Here is a 22,760-nt window from a genome sequence, read left to right on the forward strand (position 1 = left end):
TCAGTACTTATTTATGTTAGACTCGCCTGATCTTTTTACGTTAAAGCGCCATGGCCCAGATTAAGCAGCTTTGTTCCGTCACTAACGGTCAGCAGATCGTTACTTTGCCAGGCGACCAGACGCTCCGCATTAAGCGCAACAGCATCTTCATGGTCGAAAGCGACCTGGTTCCATACACCGTCGCGGCCGACGCCACATTTAACGGTCAGGTCACTTCCGTGTATCTGACTGGCATTTACCTGGGAGCGACCTCGGCAGCGGCGCGCGGCGTGTTCGCCACCGATTTCACCTATCCAGACATGCTGCCCACCATTGCGCAGGGCGATGTCGGCACCGCCGCAGTTTTTACCGCTGCGATGTATCGCCTGCAGCAGATGATCAGGTCGCTTACTCCTGGCGAAGGCGGGGGCGGTGGTGGCGGCGCCTCGAGCTTCGCCGAACTTACCGACTTGCTGACCTTCGACCTGCCATTAACAAACGCCCCACTTGCTGCTGCGTTGGCTGGAAAAATGAACGCAAATGCGCAGCTGTCGGAGGGAACTGCCCCCTGGCTGATCTTCAACAGTGACTTGGTGACTTTTGTCGGAACGACGACATTTAACACTGAAGGCGCTCGCGCCGGTGGTCGAGTTCAATGGCCCGATGGCAAGGGTGGAACATATACGGCTTCCGTGTATAGCGTGGCGTTCCCGGGCGCTGTCGACGCCTACACCATCACGTACGAAGGATCCCCGGTAAGAACCGTTACGCAATCTCTTGTGACCCGTGATTTCATGGGCACGATCACCAATCGCCCTACGCCTACAATCGCATGAGCCAACACCTCCAAGTCCCAGCCACTCCTGAAATCGAGTTTGTGAACTCTCCTGACTTCGTACGCAGTTTCATCCCGACCAAGGCGTATGGACCTACCATCACTTTCGACGGCATGCAGATGAAGCGCATTCGCACCAGTTCGGGCATTACTCGTTACGCCGCGCATACCGGTACGCGAGTTATGGCGTCGGTGGCGACGTACAGCTGGTGCCGAGATCGGGACACCAATATCTCCGAACTGACGCGCATTGAGTTGCCCGCAGGATTGATTTTTAACGGCGAGTATGTGGAATTTGAGTTTCGAGTGGTGGCGCCAATGGGTTTCGGCTCTGCGCAAATTCGCGCCGAGTTCGGCATCATGCCTGGCGCATCCATCGTTTCGCCCCAATTGATGCAAGTTTCGCCAGGGGCGACGGCGACCGAATTCGTTGGCCGCATTCGCATGACCGCGATGGATTACAACGCAGCGAAGATTCAAGATATCGGCTCCACGAGTCCTATGACGTTCGCCTCGGGCGGATCTATTCGAGACCTTAGCCGCACGGTAACGAACACCGTTCGTCTATTGGCTCAGTTTACCGATGGATCGCAGCTCTCGAAAGGCCGCTATGTGAAGGCCGACTTCATGAGCGCGGAGATCCACGCACTTTCGCCAAACCCGCGTCGCAGCGTGTCGAACTATGTTGACCCAGCCGAGCGCCCCTTCAACAACGAGTCGTTCTGGAACATCCCGCTCGTTCGTTACAATGGGCCACCTGGCAACTTGCAAACCGCATCGGACCCTGAAACTGCCGCAATGCGATCCCTGCCCGAAGGCTTCGAGGCATGGGCCGGCAATTCCGTTTTCTTCTACAAGGCGAAAAGTACGGACCCTATGCAGAAGTGGAACTACACCTCTCGCTCAGATCCGAACAACTACTGGCCCTTCAAGTCGACCGATTATTACAACGGAGGCAGCCTATGGATGAATACACCCGTCGGCATCACTGCGGCCAGCGCAGGCGGCGACAAAAACATCGGGGTGATCACTCCAGATGGCCGCTGGTACGTCGAAGGTATCAACTACATCTACAACCCGGACACGAAAGAACACTCGGTAGGCAATATGACGTGTCACGATCTCTACGGCTATGGCGCTGTCCGGGTGCATGAGCGGGAAAATCTTGGCGATAGTGGTTCGTCGGTTGGCGTTCGCGGTGCCGGGGTGCCTCTAATTGGCGGGCTGGTGCGGGGATGGGAGCTGACTGCGGGCAAAATTGACCATGCAATCGTGCTGATCTTGGACGTATCCAAACTCAAGAGTCCCAAAAGTCGCACTGTCTCGCAGCTGATTAATCAGCGCCCGGTGGTCGTAAATGGCGGGAGCGGATACCGTCTGGGCGAAGTGTTGGTTCTGCAAGGAGGTGCCGCTACCCGCAAGGCAGAAGTGACCGTCACCAAGGTCAGCCCCGACAGCGGCGCGGTGCTCGCGGTATGGCCTACCAATACCGGCATGTATCCGGCCAATGGCTCGGGGGATATTGTTGGGGCAAGCGCAACTAAGGCGGACAGCACATCGACCGGGGCCGGTTGCACGATTAGTGTGACCATGCTCGCGGCGCTTTCGCGTAGTGGATCAAGGGTATGGCCGGCGACCACAGTGGACGGCGCATACACTGAATACACAAACACCATTCCTATGGGTTCCCTGTGGACCATCCCTCCCTGGGTGGATGTAAGTAGCATCTTTACCTACAAGCCGGCACTGAAGTCGCAAGAGGCTATGACGCTCGCGCGCGCAATCCAAGAATATGGTGCGTACGTGATGGACGTCTCAGAAGCGGGCGCCATGTACATGGCAGTCTGCGCCCAAGATGTGACGACAGCTCAATTCAATTCGCTAGTAGGCATGGAAAATTACGTAATGCACAATATGGCGGCGATTCTGAACAACCTCGTGATGGTGCGAAATAACACGCCGGAATCTCCAGGGGGTTGGACTGGTGAACGCTACGTGAACCAACGACCGGTTTATCCACTTTTCTAACTTTAGAGGGCGGTTGGCCACGCCCCAAAGTCAGCGTCTCGGCGAACTAATCACATTTTTCTCGCGCCCCAACATAAGTCGGTACTGACTTATGTTAGAATTCCGGCCAATTCCCTTTGCGAGCGAATGACGAAGGATCGACTTGAATGATTACTGAGGATTTTCAATGCCGCCGAACCAAACCGTCTTCGAAAAGCAAATGGAAGAGCTGCGCGCCGATATGCGCGGGATGCGCGCCACGATGGGTCAGATTGCCAATGCACTGACCAAGCTCTCCATCTTGGAAGAGCGCAACTTGGCCATGCACCAGTCCGTAGAAAAGATCGACACCCGCCTGGAAAAGCTTGAGGCGAAAATGTCCGCCATCGAGCTGGAGCAAGTACGTGCGAACGCGACCGTTGACGGCGCCACCAAGACCGTCAAAGTGATGTGGGCCGTAGTGGGCGGCGGCGTACTTTTCCTGGGTTCCCAAATCATCCAGCGCTTCGCATAAGGCTGATCATGAACCTGACTCAACACTTCAGCCTGGCCGAACTGATCGACTCCCAGATCGCCGCGCGCCGCGGCATCGACAACACTCCAGGTGCCGCAATCGTCCCCAACCTGCGTCGCGTCGCCGAAACCCTGGAACTGGTTCGCGCTCTGGTTAGTCGCCCTGTGACCGTGTCCAGCGGCTACCGCTCGCCGGCTCTGAACATTGCGGCCGGCGGCTCACGCAGCAGCGCCCACCTGAAAGGCCTGGCGGCAGATATCAATGTGACCGGAATCGCCGCAAGAGACCTGGCCAAGACAATTGCCAAATCCAGCATTGCCTTCGATCAGCTTATTTACGAGGGCACTTGGGTCCACGTCGGTTTGTCCGAAGGAGCGCCGCGCCGCGAGGTACTCACCGCCTGGTTTAAGCCTGGTGGCGTCACTTACACCAAAGGCATTTCGTAACGACTTGCGGCCGGCAGCCGCCCAATGAAAGGAAACCATGCTGGACAAATTACGCAACGCCTGGCGCTCGCGCACCATCTGGATAAACGCTACCCTTCTCGGGCTGCTGCCCCTGTTCGACATGATCAACTCCGCCCTGCCGCAGTTGCACGAATTTCTTCCGGAGAACATGTACAAGACTGTTGGCGTTGCGACGGTGCTGGTCAACATCTTGCTGCGCTTCTTCACCTCTACCTCGCTGGAGAACAAGTGAGCACCCGGGCGGTTGCTGTCGCAGCCCTTCTCGGTGTCTCGCTCGGCTGTATAGGCGGCTACTGGGCCAAAGTGAAGCTTGACCATGCGTCAAGTTCCGCCGCCAGCATCGACGCTCGCCGCGAGACTTCTGTCGGGATCGTGAGGGCGGCCGAAGCAAGCGTGTCGCTCGGCGCTCAAATTTCTTCCGACAGCACGCGCATCGATCAACTGCGGGTGGCGGCCGCCAAACGGACCGCAAAGTACCTTCTCAAACCCATCGCGCCATTAAATGAAAACACCGCCCCTGAAGCGCCCTTATCTCCTCTTGATCGAAGCCATTCTGGCCTTGTTCTTGATGCTGGGACTGTTCGGCTGCTCAACGCAGCGCGCACCGGCCGTCTCGTGGTCGATCCCAGCGGAGACACTGCGCAAGAGTGATCCGCTGCCTGAGATCGCGCTCGATCCAAAAGCTGCCGACGACGACGCTACAAACATCGACCTGCCAGCCATGGTGCAGATTGACTTGGCGCTGACAAAAACATGCCGCGCGGTGATTGCCCGCCACAATTTGCTGGTCGACGAAGTCATGGCATATCTGCGCAAGCAAGCAGATGCCGGTCAATAAAATTTTACCCTTGAGAATAAGTAAGTACTGACTTATTATTCCTAATCTTTTATTTTTGGAAGTTAGATGATTATCAAGAACCCCCGGGTGCTGCTACATCGAAGCCAGGTCGGACCGGACGACACCATCGAGTCATTCGACTCTCACCAAAAATTTGTCGCCGTCTTGCAGTCCGGCACGGCTATCACCGTAAAGGTCGAAATGAGTATGGACGGCACTAATGGCTGGCAGGAGGTTTGCACCTTTGACCTGGATACTGTCGGTCAGGAGCTGGATACCGGCCTGCTGGTAATCCCCATGCGTTTCATTCGCGCAACCGTCATCGCTCAATCCGGCCCTACTCCAAGTGCCATCGTCTACATGGGGAATTAATGGGCGCTCTCAAAATCAACTCCGTCGTCACTAAAGCAGGCGCTGGCGGCGTTGCGCCGCAAGTGGTGGTGAGTGGCGGCAATAGCGTCGGCAGCGTTCTGACGGCTGCGCCTGGCGAGGGCTGGGCTTGGACTGTAGGGACTTGGAAGCGTGACGGCATCGCACTGGTGACGAATTTGCAGTACACCCGCGCGAAGGCAGACATCGGAAAGCGGCTCACTTTTATTCCCGAAAACCCAACCCCACTGCTGAAAGTTGACGACACGGTACCTGGCATTCCTGGCAGCCCAACCATTACTGCAGTCACTGCCGGTGACGGCTTCGTCCAGGTAACTTTCGCAGCGCCGGCTGACGACGGCGGCGGAAATATCTCGCTGTACCGCCTACAGCTCGACAACGGCGCATTCACGGAAGGCATGCAAAGCCCACTGAAAGTCGCCGCGCAAAACGGCATTAAACGCACTCCGGTGATGTTTGCCAAAAACGAATCCGGCTGGAGCTTGTCGTCGGTGCCTGGCGCTTCCGTGACGCCATCGGTACCTGCGCCTCAGTCTAAGTCTTCCGCTGCTGTAGGCGCATCTGCAGTCGGCTCCTCCCCTCTTTAACCACTGATAGGAAAGCATGAACCAACAAATTTTCGGAAACGGCACAGCCGGCATTGCCCTGGTCGAAGCCATCGGCGCTGCTGCGATGTCGATGAAGGTGTCCGTCGCTGACGCGGCCAAGCTGCCGGCGTTGACTAACGGCGACTTCCTCATGCTCACGCTAACGTCAGCTACCCTGGCTGGAGTGTATGAGGTGGCGAAGGCCAACGCCATCGATACCGCGACCGGCATCATCACGCTCTCCGCGCGCGCTGTAGAAGGCGTAGCGATCGCATGGGCTGCCGGCGACACAGCCGAGGTACGCGTGACTGCAAAGTTCTTGAACGAGCTGCCCAGCGCCGCATCACTGAAATTGGCAGCTAAGGCCAAGGTAACGACGCGCGGCCTGATCAAAACTGCAGGCTCTGGTGCCCAGCTTGTTGAGGGGCAAGCCGTTGGCCGCACTATTTTCAAAATCCGCGCACCCGCCGCATTTGATCGTGTTCGCTTTTGGGCACTCCACCGCAGTCCTCGAGAGGCATTGGGCATTCGCTTTGCAGTTGCGCCTACCGAACAGCCGCTGAACGATACCATTGCCAACGCTTTCCATCCCCGTCAGGGCGGAAACTCCTTCAACGTTGCGCAAAGTGCGGCAGCTCCGGCCGGCTGGCGCGCAGGCAAGTTCGGCGGCGCCGACTCCATCGATTTGCTGCCAAGTCATGGATTCCGTGGCGCCTGGGGGCCAACCGGTAGCTACCAAGCGATTCCAGACATCGGCGTATCGGATTGGATCGATTGCCCAAGTATTGCGGCACTGGACGGCGGTGGCCCATGTCTGTTGGTGCGCTATCTGGCCAGCGGCACGCCAGCCGGAACGGAAATTACCAATGGCGGTCCGACCCTCAATGGCTCGACCACGTTTGGCACTGCCGGCGACTTCGTTTCAGACCTCACCATTGTGCCAACCGCCGTGCCAGGGACCACCAAGTTCTACATTCCCGGCTTCTGCATCGAGTTCGATTTCCGCGTGAAGGCGCGCTCTTTTGCGGTGCCAGGTGATTCCAACTCGGAAGGTTACGGCTGGATGTATGCCGCGATTGCTGAAATGTCCACGCCAGAGCGCCCGTACGTCTCGGCAAATCTCGGTATGTCCACCCACCGCGAGATTGAGTATATGGCCAATTTCCGCCAGTTCCTCAAGCGCGGCTACCGACCGACCGACGTGCTGATCCCGTCGTTTAGCCACAACGATTTCCAGACCATCCCTAACAAGGTGGGCTTTGATCGCCAGCGTAACCGCATTCTGCAAGCCCTCGACCTGTGCGACAGCATCGGTGCGAAAGCTTGGATCTGGACTCATTTCCGCGGCACCAATACCGGCGTTTCGCCCGATGACTGGACTTGTATCGAGTTCAACCAGTGGATTCGTAATTTGGCAGCCACCACTGGCCGCTTCACGCTGGTGGACGTTGCGAAAGACTGGAATTCCGCGACGATGGTAGCGGCGGACAAGACTCACTTTAACGAGTTGGGCAAAGCGAAGGCAAAAGCCGACTTCAAAGCCGTACTCATGATGGAGAACGCATAATGACTGTAATTACCAAACGACAAGGCGCGCCCTACGTGGGGCTTATGACTCCGAGCATTTCGGGTGAAGTCATCAGTGATGCCGTCGCGGCGCCAAGCACTACTATCACCGCAGCAGCCGGCGCTTTCCAGAACTTGACGACAGCTGACAATACTGGCTTTTCGCCTGGTGATATTGTTGAAATCGTAGGCAGCGGTCCGGCAGGTACGGATGACTGGTTCACTGCCGTGACTATTGGCAACTCGAATATGACGGCCGATACCACGAAAGTTAGCATCCGGCAACTCAAGCCCATTTCTGCTGCGGTTGCCTCGGCGGCGATGACGCAGTATCAATTCGTAGATACGGTTTATGCGCCGAACTCGATCACCCTGTTCAATCGCGCAACGCTGGACTCCTACGAATGGAAGCGTGGCTATTCGCAAAACACCGCGCTGAAGACCTCCGCTAACGGTGTTCGCACCAAACTCACGTCGGCCGCCATCGTTCAATCGCCAGTCGGCTTTTGGTTCCACCCGAGCTTGATCGGGCTGAACAACACGCTGGAGTGGTCCGTGACATTCGAAATGCCGGCAGAGTAACTACACAAAAGCCCGCCTAAACAGCGGGCTTTTTCTCTTGCACGGCATTTGTCGGTATATAAGTACTGACTTATCATTGGTCCTGTCAACAGGGTGGGCACGTTTCCCGACTTGGGGTTACTTGGGGCCGCCACTAGGTTTCTATAAGTAATAACTACAATCTGTATAACTGTATATCTTCAATTCATTAAATAAAGAAGTAATTTAGGGAACGGTAAGGCACACCCAATGACCCAAGCAACCTCAACCGAGCTGACGGAAACCTTCGGCCCCTATTTCGGTTCCGAACTTGACTGGAGCAGCTGCGAGATTTTGGCCATTGCCAAGATCGACCGCAAGCTTCTCGGCCTGGATACGGCACTATACGAGAAGAAATGGTTCGACTATCGCAACATGCACCCGACAATGGCGACGTACCTGTTTGCGCACCACTTCAATCGGGCATATGGCGACTTCATGGGCGAGTGCTTCGACCACAAGAAGCGCTTCATGGCGGCCTTTAAAGGCAAAGACGTGATGGCGGCCCGGGAGGTGAAATCGTTTTGGAAGCTCCGCCAGAAGGTGGACGATATGGGAATGCGGTACGACTTTTTCATGCGTGAGGCAATGGCCTGGTGCGCCGGCCGCGGGTGGAAGCAACCGCCCCGCCCTGCTCACCTCGCTACCCAGGACGAAGTGCTACTGCATGTGTCCAACATGTGGGAGTTGGAAAAGCGGGCCAAAATCCAATGGGCGGTGTCCGCCCGTTTTAAGGTCCAGAACTACGTCGGCGCCCCCGACCAGCTGGCCTATGAGCAGTACCTAATCTCGGCAATCGCCTCCCGCGCGCATCCGAAATTCAGCTTACACGCCGCTCTGCATCAGTACGAAGCACTGCGGATCGAGGCCGCAATCAGCCATTTCCCCGAGCAGGCAATTCGCGAGGCGTGCGAGATAAGCCTGTAAAAGTAAGTAAGTACTGAGCTATAATTCGACCATTGCGAAAGTTCGCACCTCACCCACGTAATGGAGAATCACATGAACGCACCCCTGCACCGTACGCCGTCAGTTGATGATCGTGTACGCGCTGATCAAATCGCAGAAGCGCGTCGCTTATCGGAGAGCGAAGGCGTGGCCTTCAATGGCTTTCAACCCCGTCGCACTCTCACTGCCAACCGCCCTTCTCGCCCCACTCCGGCAGCCAAGAATGGTCCCGCCCCCTTGAAGGGTCACGAAGCGTTCTTGAAGGCGCTCGAGAAGTCGGGCGCCAACGTGATCGTGCAAAAGATCAGCGACGGCGAAGACATCCAGGGCACGATCGCACACAGCGACAAGTGGACGGTGACCATGCGCTCGGCCGGCAAGGACCGCGTCATCTTCAAGCACGACATCAGCGAGTTCAGCACCACCACCCCGCGGCTGGCGCCAGCCGCTTCGGAAGGACAGTCGGTATGACCGTCGATGCACCACTGCGCGAGGTCGAAGACGCCTTCGTTGCGACTGTCGGTGCGTCGATGATGGGCACGCCGCACCAACCTGCGGCGCCGGCCGAAATTACCCTCGGCCCCGATGTATTCGAATTCGATAGCGAGTTCCAGACCAAGATTGTCGTCCACGCCCTACGCAACCTGGACTTCATGCGCAAGACGGCGCACCTGCTCAAGCCGGATTATTTTGAGAACGCTGGCGAGGCAGCGATGGTCAATATCGCCATTCGCTACTTCCAGCGCTATAGCACGGTCCCGACTGCGATCATTGCTGGCACGATGCTCAAGGAGGACATCGCAAACAAGGTGATCCGCTCCGACATCAAATCGGTGACGATCGAGGCTTGTCGTGAAGCGTACAAGCCAGGCGCTGACCTGTCCGACGGCTCCGCAATTGCTGAGCGGGTTGCTGAGTTCGCGCAGCACCAAGCAATGGCAGCAACCATTCTTGAATCAGTGGATCTGCTGGGCAAGGGGCAATTCGACAAGATTCGCGAAAAGGTGAAGGCTGCATACGAGGTGGGCCTGAACCTCAACGGCGACGAGTACGACTACTTCAAGCGCCTGGAAGAACGCACCAACGAGCGCAACGACCGGAAGATGGGAATCCTGCCACCGCAGGGCATCACCACCGGCCATAAGATCATCGACGACCTGCTGTATCACCGCGGCTGGGGCCGCAAGGAACTGTCGATCATCCTGGGCGGCGCCAAGTCGGGGAAAACGACCGCGCTGATCAACTTCGCCAAGTCGGCCGTGCTGACCGGCAAGAACGTTCTGTATGTGACCTGTGAGGTGGCCGCCAAGATCATTTCGGAGCGTCTGGATGCAACCATGTCCGACACCGAAATAAAGCTGCTGGTGGACAGAATGCATGACGTAGCGAGCCGGATCAAAGCGCACATGCCGCGATCGGGCCAGCTGCAGATCGCTGAATACCCTTCGGGCACGCTCACGCCCTCCATGCTGCGCGCCAAGATCGAGTCGTACAAGTCTCCAATGCTGCAACCGGATGGCACCGTCAGACCTGCGATTCAGTTCGACATGGTTGTGGTCGACTACGCGGACATTATGGCGCCCGACCACCGCACCACCGACTCCATCGAGAACAGCAAGTCCGTCTACCTTGCGCTGCGCGCGATCGCATCCGAAGAGAACGTCGCGATGCTGTCGGCCACCCAGACCAATCGGGAAGGCCACCAGGCGACTGTAGCAAAGGCCAGCCACGTCGCTGACGACTTCAACAAGGTGCGGACGGTGGACATCATGATCTCGATCAACGTCACCGATGAGGAGCGCGCCGCAGGCGAGGCCCGGCTGTACTTCGCAGCCTCCCGTAACCAGGAGGGCGGCTTCACCATTTTCATTAAGCAGGAACTGGCCAAGATGAAGTTCATCGCCAGCATCGTGAGGATCGAATAGGATGAGGCTCATCTGGGATCGCTCCAAAGGTCTGTCCGGCATCGAGTTCTGGATCGGACCGCGTGTACTTGTGCTGGCGCAGCTATCGACAACACTGTGGTGGAATCGCTTACCCGGCGACGAGAAGTGTTACAGCATCGCAACGCTCTGCTGGCACACTCGAGGTGACACACCTGGCGTGACGGTGCTTTCCCTGATCGTCCTGTGGGCGTGCCTGCGCGTGGGCATTGATCGAGGCGTCAAATGACGTCCGTCCATATCAGTCGGCGCGGCGGCAGTGACGAGCTGCAGGAAGTGCTGGCCACCATCGACATCGAAGCCTGGATGGACCGCGAGGGCATCAAATACCGGAACACTCGCGGCAGCCGCGGCGCCCAGCTCAACGTCAAGGAGTGCCCTTGCTGCGGCAACACCAACTACAAGGTGTACATCAACGCCAGCTCAGGCCTGGGCAACTGCTTCGTGGGCGACTGCGAGGTCAAGTTCAACAAGTGGAAGTTCATCAGCGCGACGCTTGGCGGCTCGACCCGAGAAGCCATCGAGCACGTCAAGGCGGTGGCGCGCGAACAGGGCTGGCGCCCGCCCAGAAAGGCCGCAGCCGTTTCCGTAGTACGCGGCGACCTGACGCTGCCGGAGTCGGTACCACTGCCGCACGGCGGCCGCAACCTGAAATACCTGGACAACCGCAATATCGGCGCGGAGATAGCGGCGTACTTTGAGCTTCGCATGTCCGTACGCGGCAAGTTCGACTATCTCACCGAAGATGGCGATCCGATGAGCCAGGACTACGCCAACCGGGTGATCATTCCGATCTTCGACCTGGAGGGCAAGCTGGTGTCGTTCCAGGGGCGCGACATCACAGGCACGGCAGACAAGAAGTACCTGTTCCCGCCAGGGTTCGCCAGCACCGGTGAGCACCTGTACAACGGCCACAACGCGATCGGGGCGGAGCATGTGGTCATCGGCGAAGGCGTGTTCGACGTAGCGGCGATCAAGGTCGCTCTCGACCAGGACGTGAATCTGCGTGAGGTGGTACCGGTGGGAGGCTTCGGCAAGAACCTTTCCGTCGGCGACGAAAAGAGCCAGCTTGCCAAGCTCATGCGGTTGCGGATGTTCGGACTGAAGATCATCACGATCATGTGGGACGGCGAGGCGCGCGCACTGCAGGATGCGGTCAGGACTGCGCTCATGCTTAAGAGCGTCGGCTTTATCGCCAGGGTGGCAGTGCTGCCCAAGGACAAAGACCCGAACGAGGTAACGGCAGTCGAGGTGCGAAACGCTTTCTACCGGGCCGAAGCGGTAACGCCGGCATTGGCCACGAAACTACTTCTGGCACGCCGTTAATTTATCCAAAAAGATATGTCATTACTGACTTATCTATCCAGCGCTCAGTGCGTAAGATTTAGAGATCAAAGGGCGCAACGTAGCGCAGCGGGGGAATAAGCAGTGACTTACACAATTCATACAGAGTACTTAGAGCACAGCGGCGGCACTAAGTTCTACGAGGTGGTGCTGATCAATGAGGAGCCTGACGGCCCGTGCATTTTGCTTAAACGCTTCGGCAAGCTTGCTGACAGGATCGGCGGCGGCCAAGTTCAAATCAGTCGCGGAAATCTGAACGCTTGCCTGGACGAATATCAGAAAACGCTTCACGCCAAGCGCAAAGGGAAGTCGGGCCAAGGGCATTACGCAAGCGTAGAGCGACCCGAATACGGCCTCCACAAGCGCAACGGCAAAAGCATCTTCGGGGTCGCGCTGCACAAGTACACGGAGGAGCACTACCCAAGCCAGCACGCCGCGTCGATCTTTTCCTATTTCGACCTCAAGACTGAGGGCTACGACGAGCCGCCGGCCGACATCGAAGCTGACGACGCGAAGCCGGAAGCGGCCGCAACTGACGCCTCCTGGGGGAGCTGGTGATGGTGACGCAACCGGTAATCGAACTGCTGCCGCGTCTCTCGCCAGCTGTGCAAGAAATCATTCGTCTGGATCTCATCCAGGCAGTGGGAAATGCTCTGCGTTTGCGCCAGCGCGAGAAGAACGAAACGGCAGAGCTTGAGGAATTCCTCGCTGAGCAAGAAAAGCTTGGCGAGCAGTGGGGATCTTTTTAAAGGAACATCATGATCAACGAACAAATCCAGCATGACACGCACCACCTGCCGGCAGCCAGCGCCGGCGGCAACAACGCCTATTACCTTAAAGGCTGCGACACGGTCCAGCGCAGCCCATCGTACGCCGCCTGCCTATTCAAGATCGTCGAGATCGAGGCAGGCCGCGAAACCGATTACAACCGGGAATGCGGCGTCGCCATCCGCTCGCGCCAGTGCCGCGCGGTAGGCATGCACCAGGAAGAGCAATTAAAGGGCCAGGCGCTGTACTTCTTCCCGCGCAAGAAGGCGCACCTGCCGATGAAGGTTACTGGTGATTTTGGCGTCCCGATCACCAACCTCACCGACCCGGCTCTCATTCCGAGCGATCGTGCGCCTGTACAGCGTTCTGCGCCGCTGAGCAAGCCAAAACCAGCAGCTATTCCCGATGTGTTGGGCTTGCCTCAAGACGGCTACGCCGCCGCAATCAACGCCGCCATTGCTGCCGCGCCACCTGCACCTGCACCTGCACCTGCACCAGCACCAGCGCCAGTACAAGCAACCGCCGCACCGGTACCGCAGGCCAAGCCAGCTCTCGCCGCGCATGTAGCGCCGGCCGCGCGCCCTGCCCTGCAGCCAGGCGAAACCCCTTTGCAGTACGCCCGCCGCTTGGCGGCACTTAAAAACCCAACCTAAGAGGAATACATGGAAGTCCAAATGAACACAGACGAAGTCTTTGGCCTGATCGAAGCCATCGCCAACACGCCAGGCAAGAACGACAAGCTGGCCATGCTCAAGAAGTGCTCGAGCAGCGCCACATTAAAGCGCGTGCTCAAGATGGCGAACGACCCGCTCATCAGCTACGGCATTCGCAAAGTGCCGGCCCGGACCGCGCTGCGTGATACAGGCGAACTGTTCAACGACCGTACGTGGGAGATCCTGGACTCGATGAGCAACCGTACGCTGACCGGTAGCGCAATGCAGTCGGCGATCGCGTACGAAATTGACCGCCTGTCGCTGTACTCGGCAGAATTGTTCAAGCGCATCATGCTCAAGGACATGCGCGCCGGCTTCGCCGAAGAATCGACCAACAAGACCTGGCCAGGACTGCTGCCGGACTTTCCGTACATGCGCTGCTCACTGCCCAAACACGCGAAAATGGCGGACTGGGATTGGGCCGCTGGCGTGTTCTCGCAAGAGAAGGCCGACGGCATGTTCACCAACGTCAACCACGAAGTCACCGGCGCCGTCTTCATGTACAGCCGTCAGGGTTCGATGTTCCCGATGGAGAGCTTCGGCGAGCTGGTCGACGCCATTCGCCTGACCCTAGCGCCAGGCACCCAGACGCACGGCGAAATGCTCGTCATGCGCGACGGCGCCGTGCTGGCGCGCGAGATCGGCAACGGAATCCTCAACAGCGTGCTTCAGGGTGGTCAATTCGGACCCAGCGAGAAACCGATCTTCATGGCGTGGGACCAAATCCCTCTGGCCTCGGTTGTTCCGAAAGGCTCGTTCGAAACGCCGTACCGCGATCGCCTGCGCGTACTGCTGGGCCAGATCACGGCGGCACACTCGCCGGTGATCAAGCTCGTGCCGACCCGCTTGGTGCGCTCCCTCAAGGAAGCGTACGCCCACTACGCAGAACTGCTGGCAAAGGGCAAAGAAGGCACCATCGTTAAGAACCCGGTCGCAATCTGGCGCGACGGCACCAGTAAGGACCAGGTCAAGCTGAAGCTGGAGTTCGAGCTGGATATGGAAGTGACCGCGGTGGTGCTGGGCAAGGCCAACAAGAAAACGGCTGGCCGGCCTGGCTCCCTGACTTGCTCGACCGCCGGCGGCATGCTCGTGACCGACGTGGCGATCAAGGGCGAAGCCATGCGCGACGATGTAGAAGCGAACCCCGAAAAATACGTCGGTGCGATCATGCCCGTCACGGCCAATATGATTCTGCGCCCTTCCCAGTCGAACCCGCTGCATTCGCTGTTCCTGCCGCGCTTCTCCCAGTCGACGCCACGCATGGACAAGACGGTGGCCGACTCGCTCGAGCGCGCCTTTGAAATCGAAGATGCAGCTAAAGAAGGCGCGGCCATCAACGAAGAAATGAAGGCCGCAGCATGAACATCACGGTACAGGAACTGGTTGCAGCGTTCATCGAAACCGGCCAATCGCTTCAATGGCTGAGCGTTGGCAAAGACCGTGAGCGCATGCCATGCACCGCCGGCACATTCGGGCTGGAAAAGATCGTCAAGGCCTTTGAAGTAGCGCTGCTGAAAAAGAGCGTGCGCACCGACGAAGAATTGGCCCTCATTGAGCGTGCGCGCGAGAAGTATGCAGTGCCGTCCGACGACGATGTTTTGATCAACGACGACGCGAAGGTGTCAAAGGCGGGCGACGAAGGCGTGTGGGTAGAAGCGTATGTGTTCTTGCGCAACGGTGAATCGAATGACGCCTGAGCGATTCCAAGCCCTCAAGGCCACGATGCCCTGGACCAACCACGACATCATCATGGGGCGGCAAACCCGGATCTCTGTTCGGGATCGCTTCGGTAACGAAGTTCCACTGCTCGACATGGTGGACTTCGTCAAACACATCACCGCGCACCTGGCCCGCCAGGGCGAGAAAGGATAACCGTGGGCCGCATCGTCGCAATCACAGGGCCGTCTTTCAGTGGCAAGTCCACGCTGGCGCACCTGCTTGGGCATCGCGGCTTCGGCCGCGTTCTCGCCTCGCTCACCCCAGGCGCCGACGGTAATACCGCCGACGGCATCGATCACCGCGTCATGCAGGCGCGCGACTTCAACAACCTGGTCGCCGCCGGCCAGATGGTCATCGCGATCAACATGGGCGCGCAATCGTTCGGCGTTTCGGCGAAGGAGATCGAGGCCGCCCAGCTGGAAAGTGAGAATGTGGTGATCGTGTGCGAACCGGCCGGCATCAGGCAGCTTGACGCCTGGTGTAAGCAGCGATCGGAGATATCGCTCACGCGCGTGTTCTTGGACAACCCGTCTCAGTTCATTAACCAGCGCTTCCTCGAGCGGGCAACGGAAGAGATCATGCGTTCGCGTATGGCCGGCGCCAGCGTTCAAAACCGCGTGCTCAAGCACTATGCCGAACTCATGAAGGTAATGGCCACGACTGAGAACGAATGGCGCAATCAAGCATATTTCCAGGTCGATGAAGATTCTGCCGGCGGCTCGTTCCGCTTCGATTACGTGATCTCTCGCTTCGACACTTTCAACGCGAAGGAAATAGCCGACCAGATCGCAAAAGGCCTGCCAGCTTTTTGCTGAACTGATATCCTTCCGTGCTGGAGGAAACAACTATGCCAGCACTGAAGGAAATCGTAGCCGACACGATCGGCACATCACTGCTCGCCGCCTCTCCCATGTGGGACCAGGCGGTCGACAAAATTATCCCCGCACAAATTACAGCCTTCGTGGATCGCAACGCCGAGTTGGGCCTGCGTGACGCTGCGGAGTCGGCAATCAGTATCGCAATTGAGCGGGTAGCTGCGGCCGTCGACGCCGGCGCAATGCCGCGACCATCAATGCTGTCATACTCCCGTCCAGAAAAACAAGAAGTGTCGCGACAAGAGCTAACGGGTGGCATGCAGTACCTGGGTGATCTCCGAACGGCTATGGTTCTGTTCGCGCTGGAGACGGGGCTAGACGTCGCGGAGGTCTCTCAACTGACGTACCTACGCCTTAAGGCTCTTCGCATCGAGCGTCGGTTCAGCGTACTGGCGGAGGCATGCTTGGAATGCGCGCCGCCACGCCAGCTGTCATTGCAATATGTATTCTGGGAGAATTCGGAGCTTGGCATGCCGGCGCCAGTGTTTGGACTAGACGCCGATATCTTCGACGCATTTGGGATGGTCTGGGCGGAGCTAAATTACGCCTACCGTAATATGTAAGACGTAGAAAAGGCGCCCAACGGGCGCCTTTTGCAGAGGCAAAAAAAAGTTATGATGGTTTCAGCGAAGAAACAACTTCCCGAAGTCTTTTTTTGTCTACCTCTGTCCGCAACTTTGGGTTAGGCACGCCACTTTCCCGAATCACTTCTATCATTTCAATCTCCGCCGCAGTTAGCACCGGCTGGTGTTTGAAAATCGTCTCGAAAGTCGCCCACAGATCAGGATCGTACTCAGCCACGCACAGCGTGAACAGATAGAACGGCTCGACATCCAAAGCTATCGCCATTGGAGCTATCTTTGCCATTGGCAACCTTGTCGCACCCGATTTAATCATCGAAATTACGTTTTGGGATTTGATGCCACAAGCCTTTGCTAGATCTTTTTGGGAAATGCCTGTCAAGTTTATCAACGCTGCTAGGTATTCATGGACCAGCGGCTTTACTTTGTGGCTATATTTCCTGCCTATGTACTGAGTCTGTTGCTCATCTTGCTTTTCTGCAGCTACCTTGCCGGCATCCATTGCCATTGCGCTCATCGTTGAACTCCTTTAATTAAATTGGACAGTGTCACTCACTGCTGACTGAGTGTCAGATCGTAATGATTATAGATTATACATCAGTACTTATTGACACTTGGGGATGTGTTAGGCCCCAACTTATGTGGATTTCGTGTGACTCCCGCTTCCATTTTAGCCCAAAATCCGTGACTTACAAGTGCAAAAGTAAGTCAATACTGAGCTATAATTGCAGCGATCAGTAGCGAAAGCTACCACGTCCAATACAAGACTAGGAGCAGCAAGAAATGAGCGTCGAAGTGACACAGAGCAACACCGAACAAGCCGAGAAGTTCCAGATCGTAGACATCGACTTTGTGGCCGATATCCTCGCGGAGTCGCATATTTGCGAGACTGCAGACTTAGGAACCACACTGGTACACAAGGTAAAGCACCCAGTTCGTGGCATGCTCATCATCATCAACACCATCGGTTCTAAGCACATCGTATTGCCTGCTTAACACGTCAAACATAAGTCAGTCCGTATGTATATCACGAATCGTTTGTTTTGCCGATTACATTTAGACCATTACTGAATAAACTTAGGGCGATCGGAGCGATGCAACGTCAGCTTGCAGTTCCATATCGCTCTTTTTAAAATCAATATTCATCAGTCAGTACTGACTTAACAAAGGGGAAGAATATGAACGCTTCGCACGATCGCATCCACATCATTCGTGAGGCCGTCACCAAATTGGTGCCGATGCTCACCGACAAGAAAGTATTAGTGACACAGCGCGGCATTAGCGCCTTCGTCAAGACAGACGCATCCGGCCGGCCAATACAGGTCAACCTGCCCTACATCCCCGACAATGCGACCGAAGAGCTGATCGACGCCATTCAAGGCTTTCTCGACCATGAAGTGGCTCACATTCTGTTCACGGACTTTAGCGTGCTTCCGAAAGCCGCCCAGATGGGTGTGCACAGTCTGTTTAACATCATTGAAGACGCTCGGATTGAGAAGGCAATGGCCGACCGCTTCCGCGGTTCGGGCACTAACATCGGCAACACTGCGAAATTCTTCTTGGAGAAGTTCACGAAGCCAAAAATGGAAGAAGCAATCGCTGCCGGCGACGAGGCAATGCTGACGTCGGTCCTGATGGTTCCGCTGATTCGCGGCATGGCCGGCCAAACCGTGTGGAGCGATTTCATGGCAGACAAGATGCACCACGTCCAGGACACCTACGACAAAATCAAGGGCACTGTGAAAAGCATCAGCGGGGCAAAGTCGAGCGCTGACGCTTTGAAGGCCGCTGGCAAGGTAATGGAGGCGATGACGGGTCACTCTCCCGCAGCGCCAAGCGCAACGCCACCGGCACCACCGCCACCGCCCAAATCCTCCGGTACTAGCGGCAAGCGCGGAAAGCCGGGCGCTGGCGTGAAGGCGGCCCCCAAGCATGGCCCGTCGGAAGAAGATGCCCCGCCAGCTGAAGAGGAAGACGACGACGCTCCGACCTCTGCAGCCACCGCAGCGCCGGCTGAAGAAGGTACCCCGGATGATGAGGATGATGGCGCCCCGGCTGAAGCCGACGAAGACGACGCCTCGATCGCTGGTTCCGGCGACGAAGAAATGGCCAGCGAGCGTGACGATGAAGCCACTGAAGATGTGGCGGAAACCAATGACGAGGGTGGCGTAACGTGGGAGAAGATCGAAAAGCACATGGCGGCTGACTTTGACGATACCACCTCCAACCTGATCACGAATGGCGTGTCCGAAGCGGCAAAGGGCGCCGACTATCTGGTCTTCACGCGCGACAAAGACATCGTCGAGCCACTGGTGATCGGCAAGCAATATGCTCCGGAAATGTTCAAGCGTATCAGCGATGATGTGGACCACATGGTAGGCCCGCTGCAAAAGGACTTGGAACGGGCCATTAGCGCCCGTAGCCTGTCGAGCTGGTCGCCTGGCCACCGCAGCGGTCGAGTCAATGCGTCATCCCTGCATCGCCTGGCCACCGGAGACGACCGCGTGTTCCGCCGTAAGCAAATCACAACGACGAAGGACGTTGCCGTTGAACTGGTCATCGACATGTCCGGCTCCATGAGCGGTTCTAAGATTCACACTGCGGCAAAGGCCGCCTACGCCCTGGCCTCCGTACTCGATCGTATCGGCATTGCCAACGAGGTAATCTGCTTCACTACCGGCGAAGCCCTCTACTCCGACGAGTCCGAAATGAACCGGGAAGAGGCTAAGCTGGGGCGCCGCTACAGCCGCCGCGAGTCGCTGTACATGCCGATCTTGAAAAAGTTCGCGGAGCGCATGAGCACGGACGTGAAGTCGCGCTTCGGTTGGCTGCCGAACACTTCGTCGATGTCTGGAAATGTTGACGGCGAGTCGATCGAAGTCGCCGCCCGCCGTCTCATGGGTCGCAAGGAAAAGGGCAAGATCATGATGGTGCTGTCGGACGGCGCGCCGGCCGCCTCCGGCGACTGCAGCGAACTGCAGGAGCACTTGAAAAAGACGGTCGAGAACATCACTCGAGCCGGAGTCAACGTCATCGGCATCGGCATCCAGTCGACTGAGGTGAAAAAGTTTTACCCTAAAAGCCTGATCCTCAACGACGTGAAGGATCTGCCAATTGTGGTCATGAAGCAGTTGCGCGAACTGATCCTCAAATAGCACCGAAAGCCCGTCATTTTGCCAAGAAAGATAAGTAAGTACTGACTTGTATATCCTGACGGGTTTGCGTATCATTCTCTATGTCGATTCAACAGACACCCACTAACACCGGGCATGTGCCCAACCAAAGGAGAGTAAGTAATGACTGAAGTCAATGGCAAAATCGAATGCAAATTGTGCGGCGCTCAAGTGCATGTGATGCAGAAGCACTTACTGGATAACCACCCCGAATACACGCCGGCAAGCTACCAAGAAGAATTCCCTGGCGCGCCGATGCTTTCGGACTTGGCCAAGCAAAAGGTTGCCGAAAGCAATGCAGCTAAAGCGGCAGCTGCAGCTCAGCAAGCGCAAAATGATGCTGGTCAAGTTCATATGGCGGCAAGCGCAGCGCCTGCGGCTTCCGTCGCGTCGGTAGTCCCGCGCGGCACCATCGTTAAAAAGCCTCTGCATGAGGTGTTCGATCTCGGCGCGGCAAAAGCGGCGCTCAGCGCAAAGGGAACCCCGATTCCAATCTCGGTACTGACTGCTCACGACCACCAGGACATGGTGCCGGAAGTGTCGAGCATTTACGTGTACGACATCAACGAGCTGAAAAACGTGATACTGGGCCTCGAGTGCAGCATTCCAGTATACGTACACGGCCACAAGGGCACCGGCAAGTCCGAGCTGCTGGCCCAAGTAGCGGCGCGCACCAACCGCCCTCAAATCCGCGTACAACACACCGCCAACACCGAAGAAAGCCACATCGTCGGCCAGTGGACCGTCAAGGGCGGCGAAACCGTCTTCGCACTCGGCCCACTCGCTGAAGCGATGAAGCACGGCTGGATCTACTGCGCCGACGAATACGACTTCGGTATGCCCTCCGTACTGGCCGTCTATCAGCCTGTCCTCGAAGGCAAGGCGTTGGTGATCAAAGAAGCTCCACCTGAGCTGCGCATCATCAAGCCACACCGCGATTTCCGCTTTGTAGCAACCGGTAACACCAATGGCTCCGGCGACGAGACCGGTCTCTATCAGGGCACGCTGATCCAGAACAGTGCCAATTACGACCGCTTCGGCATGGTCATCCACAAGAAGTACATGGACAAGAAGGCCGAGGTCCGCATTTTGATGGGTCGCTGCGGTCTGACCGAAAAGGATGCCGAGAAAATGGTCGAGTTCGCCACCACGGTGCGTGAAGCGTACGACGGCGCCAAGCTCAGCGATACCATTTCGCCACGCACGATGATCTACGCGTCGGAGATTGGTGTGAAGCGTGGTTCCTTCCGCGAAGGCCTGGCCCTGTCGTTCCTCAACAAACTCACCACCGTAGATCGCGAAGTAGCCGACGGCCTGGCTCAACGCATCTTCTCGTAATCGAGGTCGCCATGACCCGGGCACTGAAAATCGAGGAGAACATCGGTCTGGTCCACTTTCACGCCAAGCGTGGCTTCAAGTGGGCTGACGGTGCCGGAAGCGGGCTTACCTACGAGGATATGTTCCAAGTGGCCAGCCTGGCCTTCTGGACCGCCGTACAGGGGTTCAACCCCGACAACGGCAACGGCTTTGCCGCTTACTACGGCATGGTCGCGTACAGCGAGTTTCGCAAGGAAATTGGCGTCATGACAGGCGTCAAAAACTTGAACCCTGGCCAGCGCAGCGATATCGAGGCGCGCAAACAAGAAAACGCCCGCCGCCGCGCTGCCGGCGAGGCTCAGCTGCCAGAAATGAACTACGGTTTGGCGCCAGTGAGCTTTGGCGAAATCGGTGGTGGAAACGAAGATGGCGACTTCACCCCGTTCGAAGACACATTGGCCTCCCCCGAGCGTACCCCGGAAGAGATCGTCGAATTTCGCCAGCAGTGGGAACTGGCAACGGCCGGTATCAGCCCACTGGCGGAACTGGTGATCGACTGGCTGCGTGACCCGCCCCCTGCACTTCAGCAGGAGCTAGCCAGCCAGGCCGCCCATGCCGACCTGATTACGGCCGCCGGTGGCCGGGCACACGGACTGCGTGACGGCGTGAGCGTCAAGGCCGTGATCAAGTTTCTGGCAATGGTAGGGGATGTCTCCCGCGAAGAATTAATGATGGTCGAGGCTGAACTGCGCGGCATCGTCAGTAAATTGGAAAAAGCATAATGAATATGACAAGCACTGTAGAACAGCTCGCGCCTGGCTGCTTTGGCGCTGCCAGCGTCTACAGCATGGACTCCGACGTCTGCAAGGCCTGCCTCGCCTTCGACACTTGCAGTGCCCGGTCAATGGAAAACCTGCAAGCGATCCGCCAGCAGGTGGACGTCGCCGACATACTCAAGCGACACCAGGCCGCCCTGGCACGCAACCGCAACAACGCCGCGCGCCCAGCAAGCCCCAAGTCGGAGCCGCTGATGGTCTCGCACGTCGCCATCGCGCAGCCGCTACCAATCACCAAGCCGGTCGCGCGCAGCACCTCGTCGGAGCGCGTGACGTTCGACCTTGCTGCCGCCGACGAAGCCATCATCGCTCAAATCGCCCAGGCGAACAAGAAGACGGCATTCCAGGCACAGCAGCTGGCCAAAGCGGGCAAGCTTGACGCGATGCGCGCCCTTCTCCCTCGCGGTGAAAACCCGTTCGCTCAGACGGGGCCATCGTACCTTCGCGTAGCGTGCGACATGATCACATCTGGCGGTTTTATCAGGGCTGAGCTGAAAGCCGAATTGATGGCGCGCCTGGGCTGGACCGACGGCACGGCCGGCGCCCACGTTTCGATCGCAACCGCATTGCTGTTCGCCTTCGGGATCACCCGCAAGGATCACAACGAGCGCTTTGTTCTCAATCCAGTTCTGGCGGGCGACAATAATTTCAACCAACTGAAAGCAGCAGTATGAACAAGCGCAACAAAAACGCCACTCGCGCCCTGCGGATAATGATGGGCGGCTTCGTCCTCTTATCGCTGATCGGCATCGCCCTGGGGGAT

The 22,760-nt window shown here is 57.5% G+C and carries 28 protein-coding genes; 27 read left to right on the forward strand and 1 reads right to left on the reverse strand.

Annotation, left to right across the window (positions count from 1 at the left end):
• Positions 1 to 50: 50 nt before the first annotated feature.
• The 22 genes from F8197_RS06365 (at position 51) to F8197_RS06470 (ending at position 16,653) form a co-directional block, all read left to right on the forward strand.
• Positions 51 to 815 (forward strand): hypothetical protein, encoded by a 765-nt coding sequence (locus F8197_RS06365; protein WP_152881084.1) that lies wholly within the window; start codon positions 51 to 53, stop codon positions 813 to 815.
• Positions 812 to 2,842 carry a hypothetical protein gene (locus F8197_RS06370; protein ID WP_152881086.1) on the forward strand — a complete coding sequence of 677 codons (2,031 nt, stop codon included), beginning with the start codon at positions 812 to 814 and terminating at the stop codon, positions 2,840 to 2,842. The genes F8197_RS06365 and F8197_RS06370 overlap by 4 nt, the downstream gene beginning before the upstream one ends.
• Positions 2,843 to 3,008: 166 nt before the next feature.
• Positions 3,009 to 3,335, forward strand: coding sequence for a hypothetical protein (locus F8197_RS06375; RefSeq protein ID WP_152881088.1), 327 nt, complete (start codon positions 3,009 to 3,011; stop codon positions 3,333 to 3,335).
• 8 nt (positions 3,336 to 3,343) lie between these two features.
• Positions 3,344 to 3,781, forward strand: coding sequence for a D-Ala-D-Ala carboxypeptidase family metallohydrolase (locus tag F8197_RS06380; RefSeq protein WP_152881090.1), 438 nt, complete (start codon positions 3,344 to 3,346; stop codon positions 3,779 to 3,781).
• 37 nt (positions 3,782 to 3,818) lie between these two features.
• Positions 3,819 to 4,034 (forward strand): hypothetical protein, encoded by a 216-nt coding sequence (locus tag F8197_RS06385; RefSeq protein ID WP_152881091.1) that lies wholly within the window; start codon positions 3,819 to 3,821, stop codon positions 4,032 to 4,034.
• 270 nt (positions 4,035 to 4,304) lie between these two features.
• Positions 4,305 to 4,640, forward strand: a complete 336-nt coding sequence (locus F8197_RS06390) for a hypothetical protein (RefSeq protein WP_152881093.1) — start codon at positions 4,305 to 4,307, stop codon at positions 4,638 to 4,640.
• 66 nt (positions 4,641 to 4,706) lie between these two features.
• Positions 4,707 to 5,012, forward strand: coding sequence for a hypothetical protein (locus F8197_RS06395; protein ID WP_152881095.1), 306 nt, complete (start codon positions 4,707 to 4,709; stop codon positions 5,010 to 5,012).
• Positions 5,012 to 5,617, forward strand: coding sequence for a hypothetical protein (locus F8197_RS06400; RefSeq protein WP_152881097.1), 606 nt, complete (start codon positions 5,012 to 5,014; stop codon positions 5,615 to 5,617). The genes F8197_RS06395 and F8197_RS06400 overlap by 1 nt, the downstream gene beginning before the upstream one ends.
• A 16-nt stretch (positions 5,618 to 5,633) precedes the next feature.
• Complete coding sequence (locus F8197_RS06405) at positions 5,634 to 7,184, forward strand: SGNH/GDSL hydrolase family protein (protein ID WP_152881099.1); 1,551 nt, start codon at positions 5,634 to 5,636, stop codon at positions 7,182 to 7,184.
• Positions 7,184 to 7,765 (forward strand): hypothetical protein, encoded by a 582-nt coding sequence (locus F8197_RS06410; protein ID WP_152881101.1) that lies wholly within the window; start codon positions 7,184 to 7,186, stop codon positions 7,763 to 7,765. The genes F8197_RS06405 and F8197_RS06410 overlap by 1 nt, the downstream gene beginning before the upstream one ends.
• Before the next feature lie 228 nt (positions 7,766 to 7,993).
• Complete coding sequence (locus tag F8197_RS06415) at positions 7,994 to 8,710, forward strand: hypothetical protein (protein WP_152881103.1); 717 nt, start codon at positions 7,994 to 7,996, stop codon at positions 8,708 to 8,710.
• A gap of 255 nt (positions 8,711 to 8,965) precedes the next feature.
• On the forward strand, positions 8,966 to 9,199 hold the full coding sequence (locus F8197_RS28535) for an RNA chaperone Hfq (RefSeq protein WP_193333364.1): 234 nt from the start codon (positions 8,966 to 8,968) through the stop codon (positions 9,197 to 9,199).
• On the forward strand, positions 9,196 to 10,653 hold the full coding sequence (locus F8197_RS06425) for a DnaB-like helicase C-terminal domain-containing protein (protein WP_227012135.1): 1,458 nt from the start codon (positions 9,196 to 9,198) through the stop codon (positions 10,651 to 10,653). Before F8197_RS28535 ends, F8197_RS06425 begins: the two co-directional genes overlap by 4 nt.
• 243 nt (positions 10,654 to 10,896) lie before the next feature.
• The gene (locus tag F8197_RS06430) at positions 10,897 to 11,997 is read left to right on the forward strand and encodes a DNA primase (protein WP_152881106.1); all 1,101 of its coding nucleotides are present in this window, start codon (positions 10,897 to 10,899) and stop codon (positions 11,995 to 11,997) included.
• 102 nt (positions 11,998 to 12,099) lie between these two features.
• Complete coding sequence (locus tag F8197_RS06435) at positions 12,100 to 12,573, forward strand: WGR domain-containing protein (RefSeq protein WP_152881108.1); 474 nt, start codon at positions 12,100 to 12,102, stop codon at positions 12,571 to 12,573.
• Positions 12,573 to 12,764 carry a hypothetical protein gene (locus tag F8197_RS06440; protein ID WP_152881110.1) on the forward strand — a complete coding sequence of 64 codons (192 nt, stop codon included), beginning with the start codon at positions 12,573 to 12,575 and terminating at the stop codon, positions 12,762 to 12,764. Before F8197_RS06435 ends, F8197_RS06440 begins: the two co-directional genes overlap by 1 nt.
• Before the next feature lie 9 nt (positions 12,765 to 12,773).
• Positions 12,774 to 13,436, forward strand: a complete 663-nt coding sequence (locus F8197_RS06445) for a hypothetical protein (protein WP_152881112.1) — start codon at positions 12,774 to 12,776, stop codon at positions 13,434 to 13,436.
• Positions 13,437 to 13,457: 21 nt separating this feature from the next.
• Positions 13,458 to 14,858: a DNA ligase gene (locus tag F8197_RS06450; protein WP_193333365.1), complete on the forward strand. Its 1,401-nt coding sequence runs from the start codon at positions 13,458 to 13,460 to the stop codon at positions 14,856 to 14,858.
• A complete protein-coding gene (locus F8197_RS06455) occupies positions 14,855 to 15,193 on the forward strand; it encodes a hypothetical protein (protein WP_152881116.1) in 339 nt (112 codons plus the stop codon). The genes F8197_RS06450 and F8197_RS06455 overlap by 4 nt, the downstream gene beginning before the upstream one ends.
• On the forward strand, positions 15,183 to 15,368 hold the full coding sequence (locus tag F8197_RS06460) for a hypothetical protein (protein WP_152881118.1): 186 nt from the start codon (positions 15,183 to 15,185) through the stop codon (positions 15,366 to 15,368). The genes F8197_RS06455 and F8197_RS06460 overlap by 11 nt, the downstream gene beginning before the upstream one ends.
• Positions 15,369 to 15,370: 2 nt before the next feature.
• The gene (locus F8197_RS06465; RefSeq protein WP_152881120.1) at positions 15,371 to 16,030 is read left to right on the forward strand and encodes a hypothetical protein; all 660 of its coding nucleotides are present in this window, start codon (positions 15,371 to 15,373) and stop codon (positions 16,028 to 16,030) included.
• Positions 16,031 to 16,062: 32 nt separating this feature from the next.
• A complete protein-coding gene (locus F8197_RS06470) occupies positions 16,063 to 16,653 on the forward strand; it encodes a hypothetical protein (RefSeq protein ID WP_152881122.1) in 591 nt (196 codons plus the stop codon).
• Positions 16,654 to 16,702: 49 nt separating this feature from the next.
• On the opposite strand, the gene F8197_RS06475 is transcribed toward F8197_RS06470, so the two are convergent.
• Positions 16,703 to 17,188 carry a helix-turn-helix domain-containing protein gene (locus tag F8197_RS06475; protein WP_152881124.1) on the reverse strand — a complete coding sequence of 162 codons (486 nt, stop codon included), beginning with the start codon at positions 17,186 to 17,188 and terminating at the stop codon, positions 16,703 to 16,705.
• Between the two features lie 266 nt (positions 17,189 to 17,454).
• Here F8197_RS06475 and F8197_RS06480 point away from each other — a divergent pair, with 266 nt between their 5' ends.
• The 5 genes from F8197_RS06480 to F8197_RS06500 all read left to right on the forward strand — a co-directional run bounded on the left by F8197_RS06480 (position 17,455) and on the right by F8197_RS06500 (position 22,671).
• A complete protein-coding gene (locus F8197_RS06480) occupies positions 17,455 to 17,667 on the forward strand; it encodes a hypothetical protein (protein WP_152881126.1) in 213 nt (70 codons plus the stop codon).
• 182 nt (positions 17,668 to 17,849) lie between these two features.
• Positions 17,850 to 19,826 (forward strand): cobalamin biosynthesis protein CobT, encoded by a 1,977-nt coding sequence (locus F8197_RS06485; RefSeq protein ID WP_152881128.1) that lies wholly within the window; start codon positions 17,850 to 17,852, stop codon positions 19,824 to 19,826.
• 141 nt (positions 19,827 to 19,967) lie between these two features.
• Positions 19,968 to 21,182 carry a MoxR family ATPase gene (locus F8197_RS06490; RefSeq protein ID WP_152881130.1) on the forward strand — a complete coding sequence of 405 codons (1,215 nt, stop codon included), beginning with the start codon at positions 19,968 to 19,970 and terminating at the stop codon, positions 21,180 to 21,182.
• 11 nt (positions 21,183 to 21,193) lie between these two features.
• Positions 21,194 to 21,943 carry a sigma factor gene (locus F8197_RS06495; protein ID WP_152881132.1) on the forward strand — a complete coding sequence of 250 codons (750 nt, stop codon included), beginning with the start codon at positions 21,194 to 21,196 and terminating at the stop codon, positions 21,941 to 21,943.
• A gap of 5 nt (positions 21,944 to 21,948) precedes the next feature.
• Positions 21,949 to 22,671, forward strand: coding sequence for a hypothetical protein (locus F8197_RS06500; RefSeq protein ID WP_152881134.1), 723 nt, complete (start codon positions 21,949 to 21,951; stop codon positions 22,669 to 22,671).
• Positions 22,672 to 22,760 lie beyond the last annotated feature (89 nt).

It is taken from the genome of Duganella sp. FT27W (genome assembly GCF_009295655.1).
Classification (GTDB): Bacteria; Pseudomonadota; Gammaproteobacteria; order Burkholderiales; family Burkholderiaceae_D; genus Rugamonas; species Rugamonas zoogloeoides.

Coding starts and splice junctions, on each gene's coding strand:
- F8197_RS06365 (WP_152881084.1), top strand. CDS start 51: ATGGCCCAGATTAAGCAGCTTTGTTCCGTCACTAACGGTCAGCAGATC.
- F8197_RS06370 (WP_152881086.1), top strand. CDS start 812: ATGAGCCAACACCTCCAAGTCCCAGCCACTCCTGAAATCGAGTTTGTG.
- F8197_RS06375 (WP_152881088.1), top strand. CDS start 3,009: ATGCCGCCGAACCAAACCGTCTTCGAAAAGCAAATGGAAGAGCTGCGC.
- F8197_RS06380 (WP_152881090.1), top strand. CDS start 3,344: ATGAACCTGACTCAACACTTCAGCCTGGCCGAACTGATCGACTCCCAG.
- F8197_RS06385 (WP_152881091.1), top strand. CDS start 3,819: ATGCTGGACAAATTACGCAACGCCTGGCGCTCGCGCACCATCTGGATA.
- F8197_RS06390 (WP_152881093.1), top strand. CDS start 4,305: ATGAAAACACCGCCCCTGAAGCGCCCTTATCTCCTCTTGATCGAAGCC.
- F8197_RS06395 (WP_152881095.1), top strand. CDS start 4,707: ATGATTATCAAGAACCCCCGGGTGCTGCTACATCGAAGCCAGGTCGGA.
- F8197_RS06400 (WP_152881097.1), top strand. CDS start 5,012: ATGGGCGCTCTCAAAATCAACTCCGTCGTCACTAAAGCAGGCGCTGGC.
- F8197_RS06405 (WP_152881099.1), top strand. CDS start 5,634: ATGAACCAACAAATTTTCGGAAACGGCACAGCCGGCATTGCCCTGGTC.
- F8197_RS06410 (WP_152881101.1), top strand. CDS start 7,184: ATGACTGTAATTACCAAACGACAAGGCGCGCCCTACGTGGGGCTTATG.
- F8197_RS06415 (WP_152881103.1), top strand. CDS start 7,994: ATGACCCAAGCAACCTCAACCGAGCTGACGGAAACCTTCGGCCCCTAT.
- F8197_RS06425 (WP_227012135.1), top strand. CDS start 9,196: ATGACCGTCGATGCACCACTGCGCGAGGTCGAAGACGCCTTCGTTGCG.
- F8197_RS06430 (WP_152881106.1), top strand. CDS start 10,897: ATGACGTCCGTCCATATCAGTCGGCGCGGCGGCAGTGACGAGCTGCAG.
- F8197_RS06440 (WP_152881110.1), top strand. CDS start 12,573: ATGGTGACGCAACCGGTAATCGAACTGCTGCCGCGTCTCTCGCCAGCT.
- F8197_RS06445 (WP_152881112.1), top strand. CDS start 12,774: ATGATCAACGAACAAATCCAGCATGACACGCACCACCTGCCGGCAGCC.
- F8197_RS06450 (WP_193333365.1), top strand. CDS start 13,458: ATGAACACAGACGAAGTCTTTGGCCTGATCGAAGCCATCGCCAACACG.
- F8197_RS06455 (WP_152881116.1), top strand. CDS start 14,855: ATGAACATCACGGTACAGGAACTGGTTGCAGCGTTCATCGAAACCGGC.
- F8197_RS06460 (WP_152881118.1), top strand. CDS start 15,183: ATGACGCCTGAGCGATTCCAAGCCCTCAAGGCCACGATGCCCTGGACC.
- F8197_RS06470 (WP_152881122.1), top strand. CDS start 16,063: ATGCCAGCACTGAAGGAAATCGTAGCCGACACGATCGGCACATCACTG.
- F8197_RS06475 (WP_152881124.1), bottom strand. CDS start 17,188: ATGAGCGCAATGGCAATGGATGCCGGCAAGGTAGCTGCAGAAAAGCAA.
- F8197_RS06480 (WP_152881126.1), top strand. CDS start 17,455: ATGAGCGTCGAAGTGACACAGAGCAACACCGAACAAGCCGAGAAGTTC.
- F8197_RS06485 (WP_152881128.1), top strand. CDS start 17,850: ATGAACGCTTCGCACGATCGCATCCACATCATTCGTGAGGCCGTCACC.
- F8197_RS06490 (WP_152881130.1), top strand. CDS start 19,968: ATGACTGAAGTCAATGGCAAAATCGAATGCAAATTGTGCGGCGCTCAA.
- F8197_RS06495 (WP_152881132.1), top strand. CDS start 21,194: ATGACCCGGGCACTGAAAATCGAGGAGAACATCGGTCTGGTCCACTTT.
- F8197_RS06500 (WP_152881134.1), top strand. CDS start 21,949: ATGACAAGCACTGTAGAACAGCTCGCGCCTGGCTGCTTTGGCGCTGCC.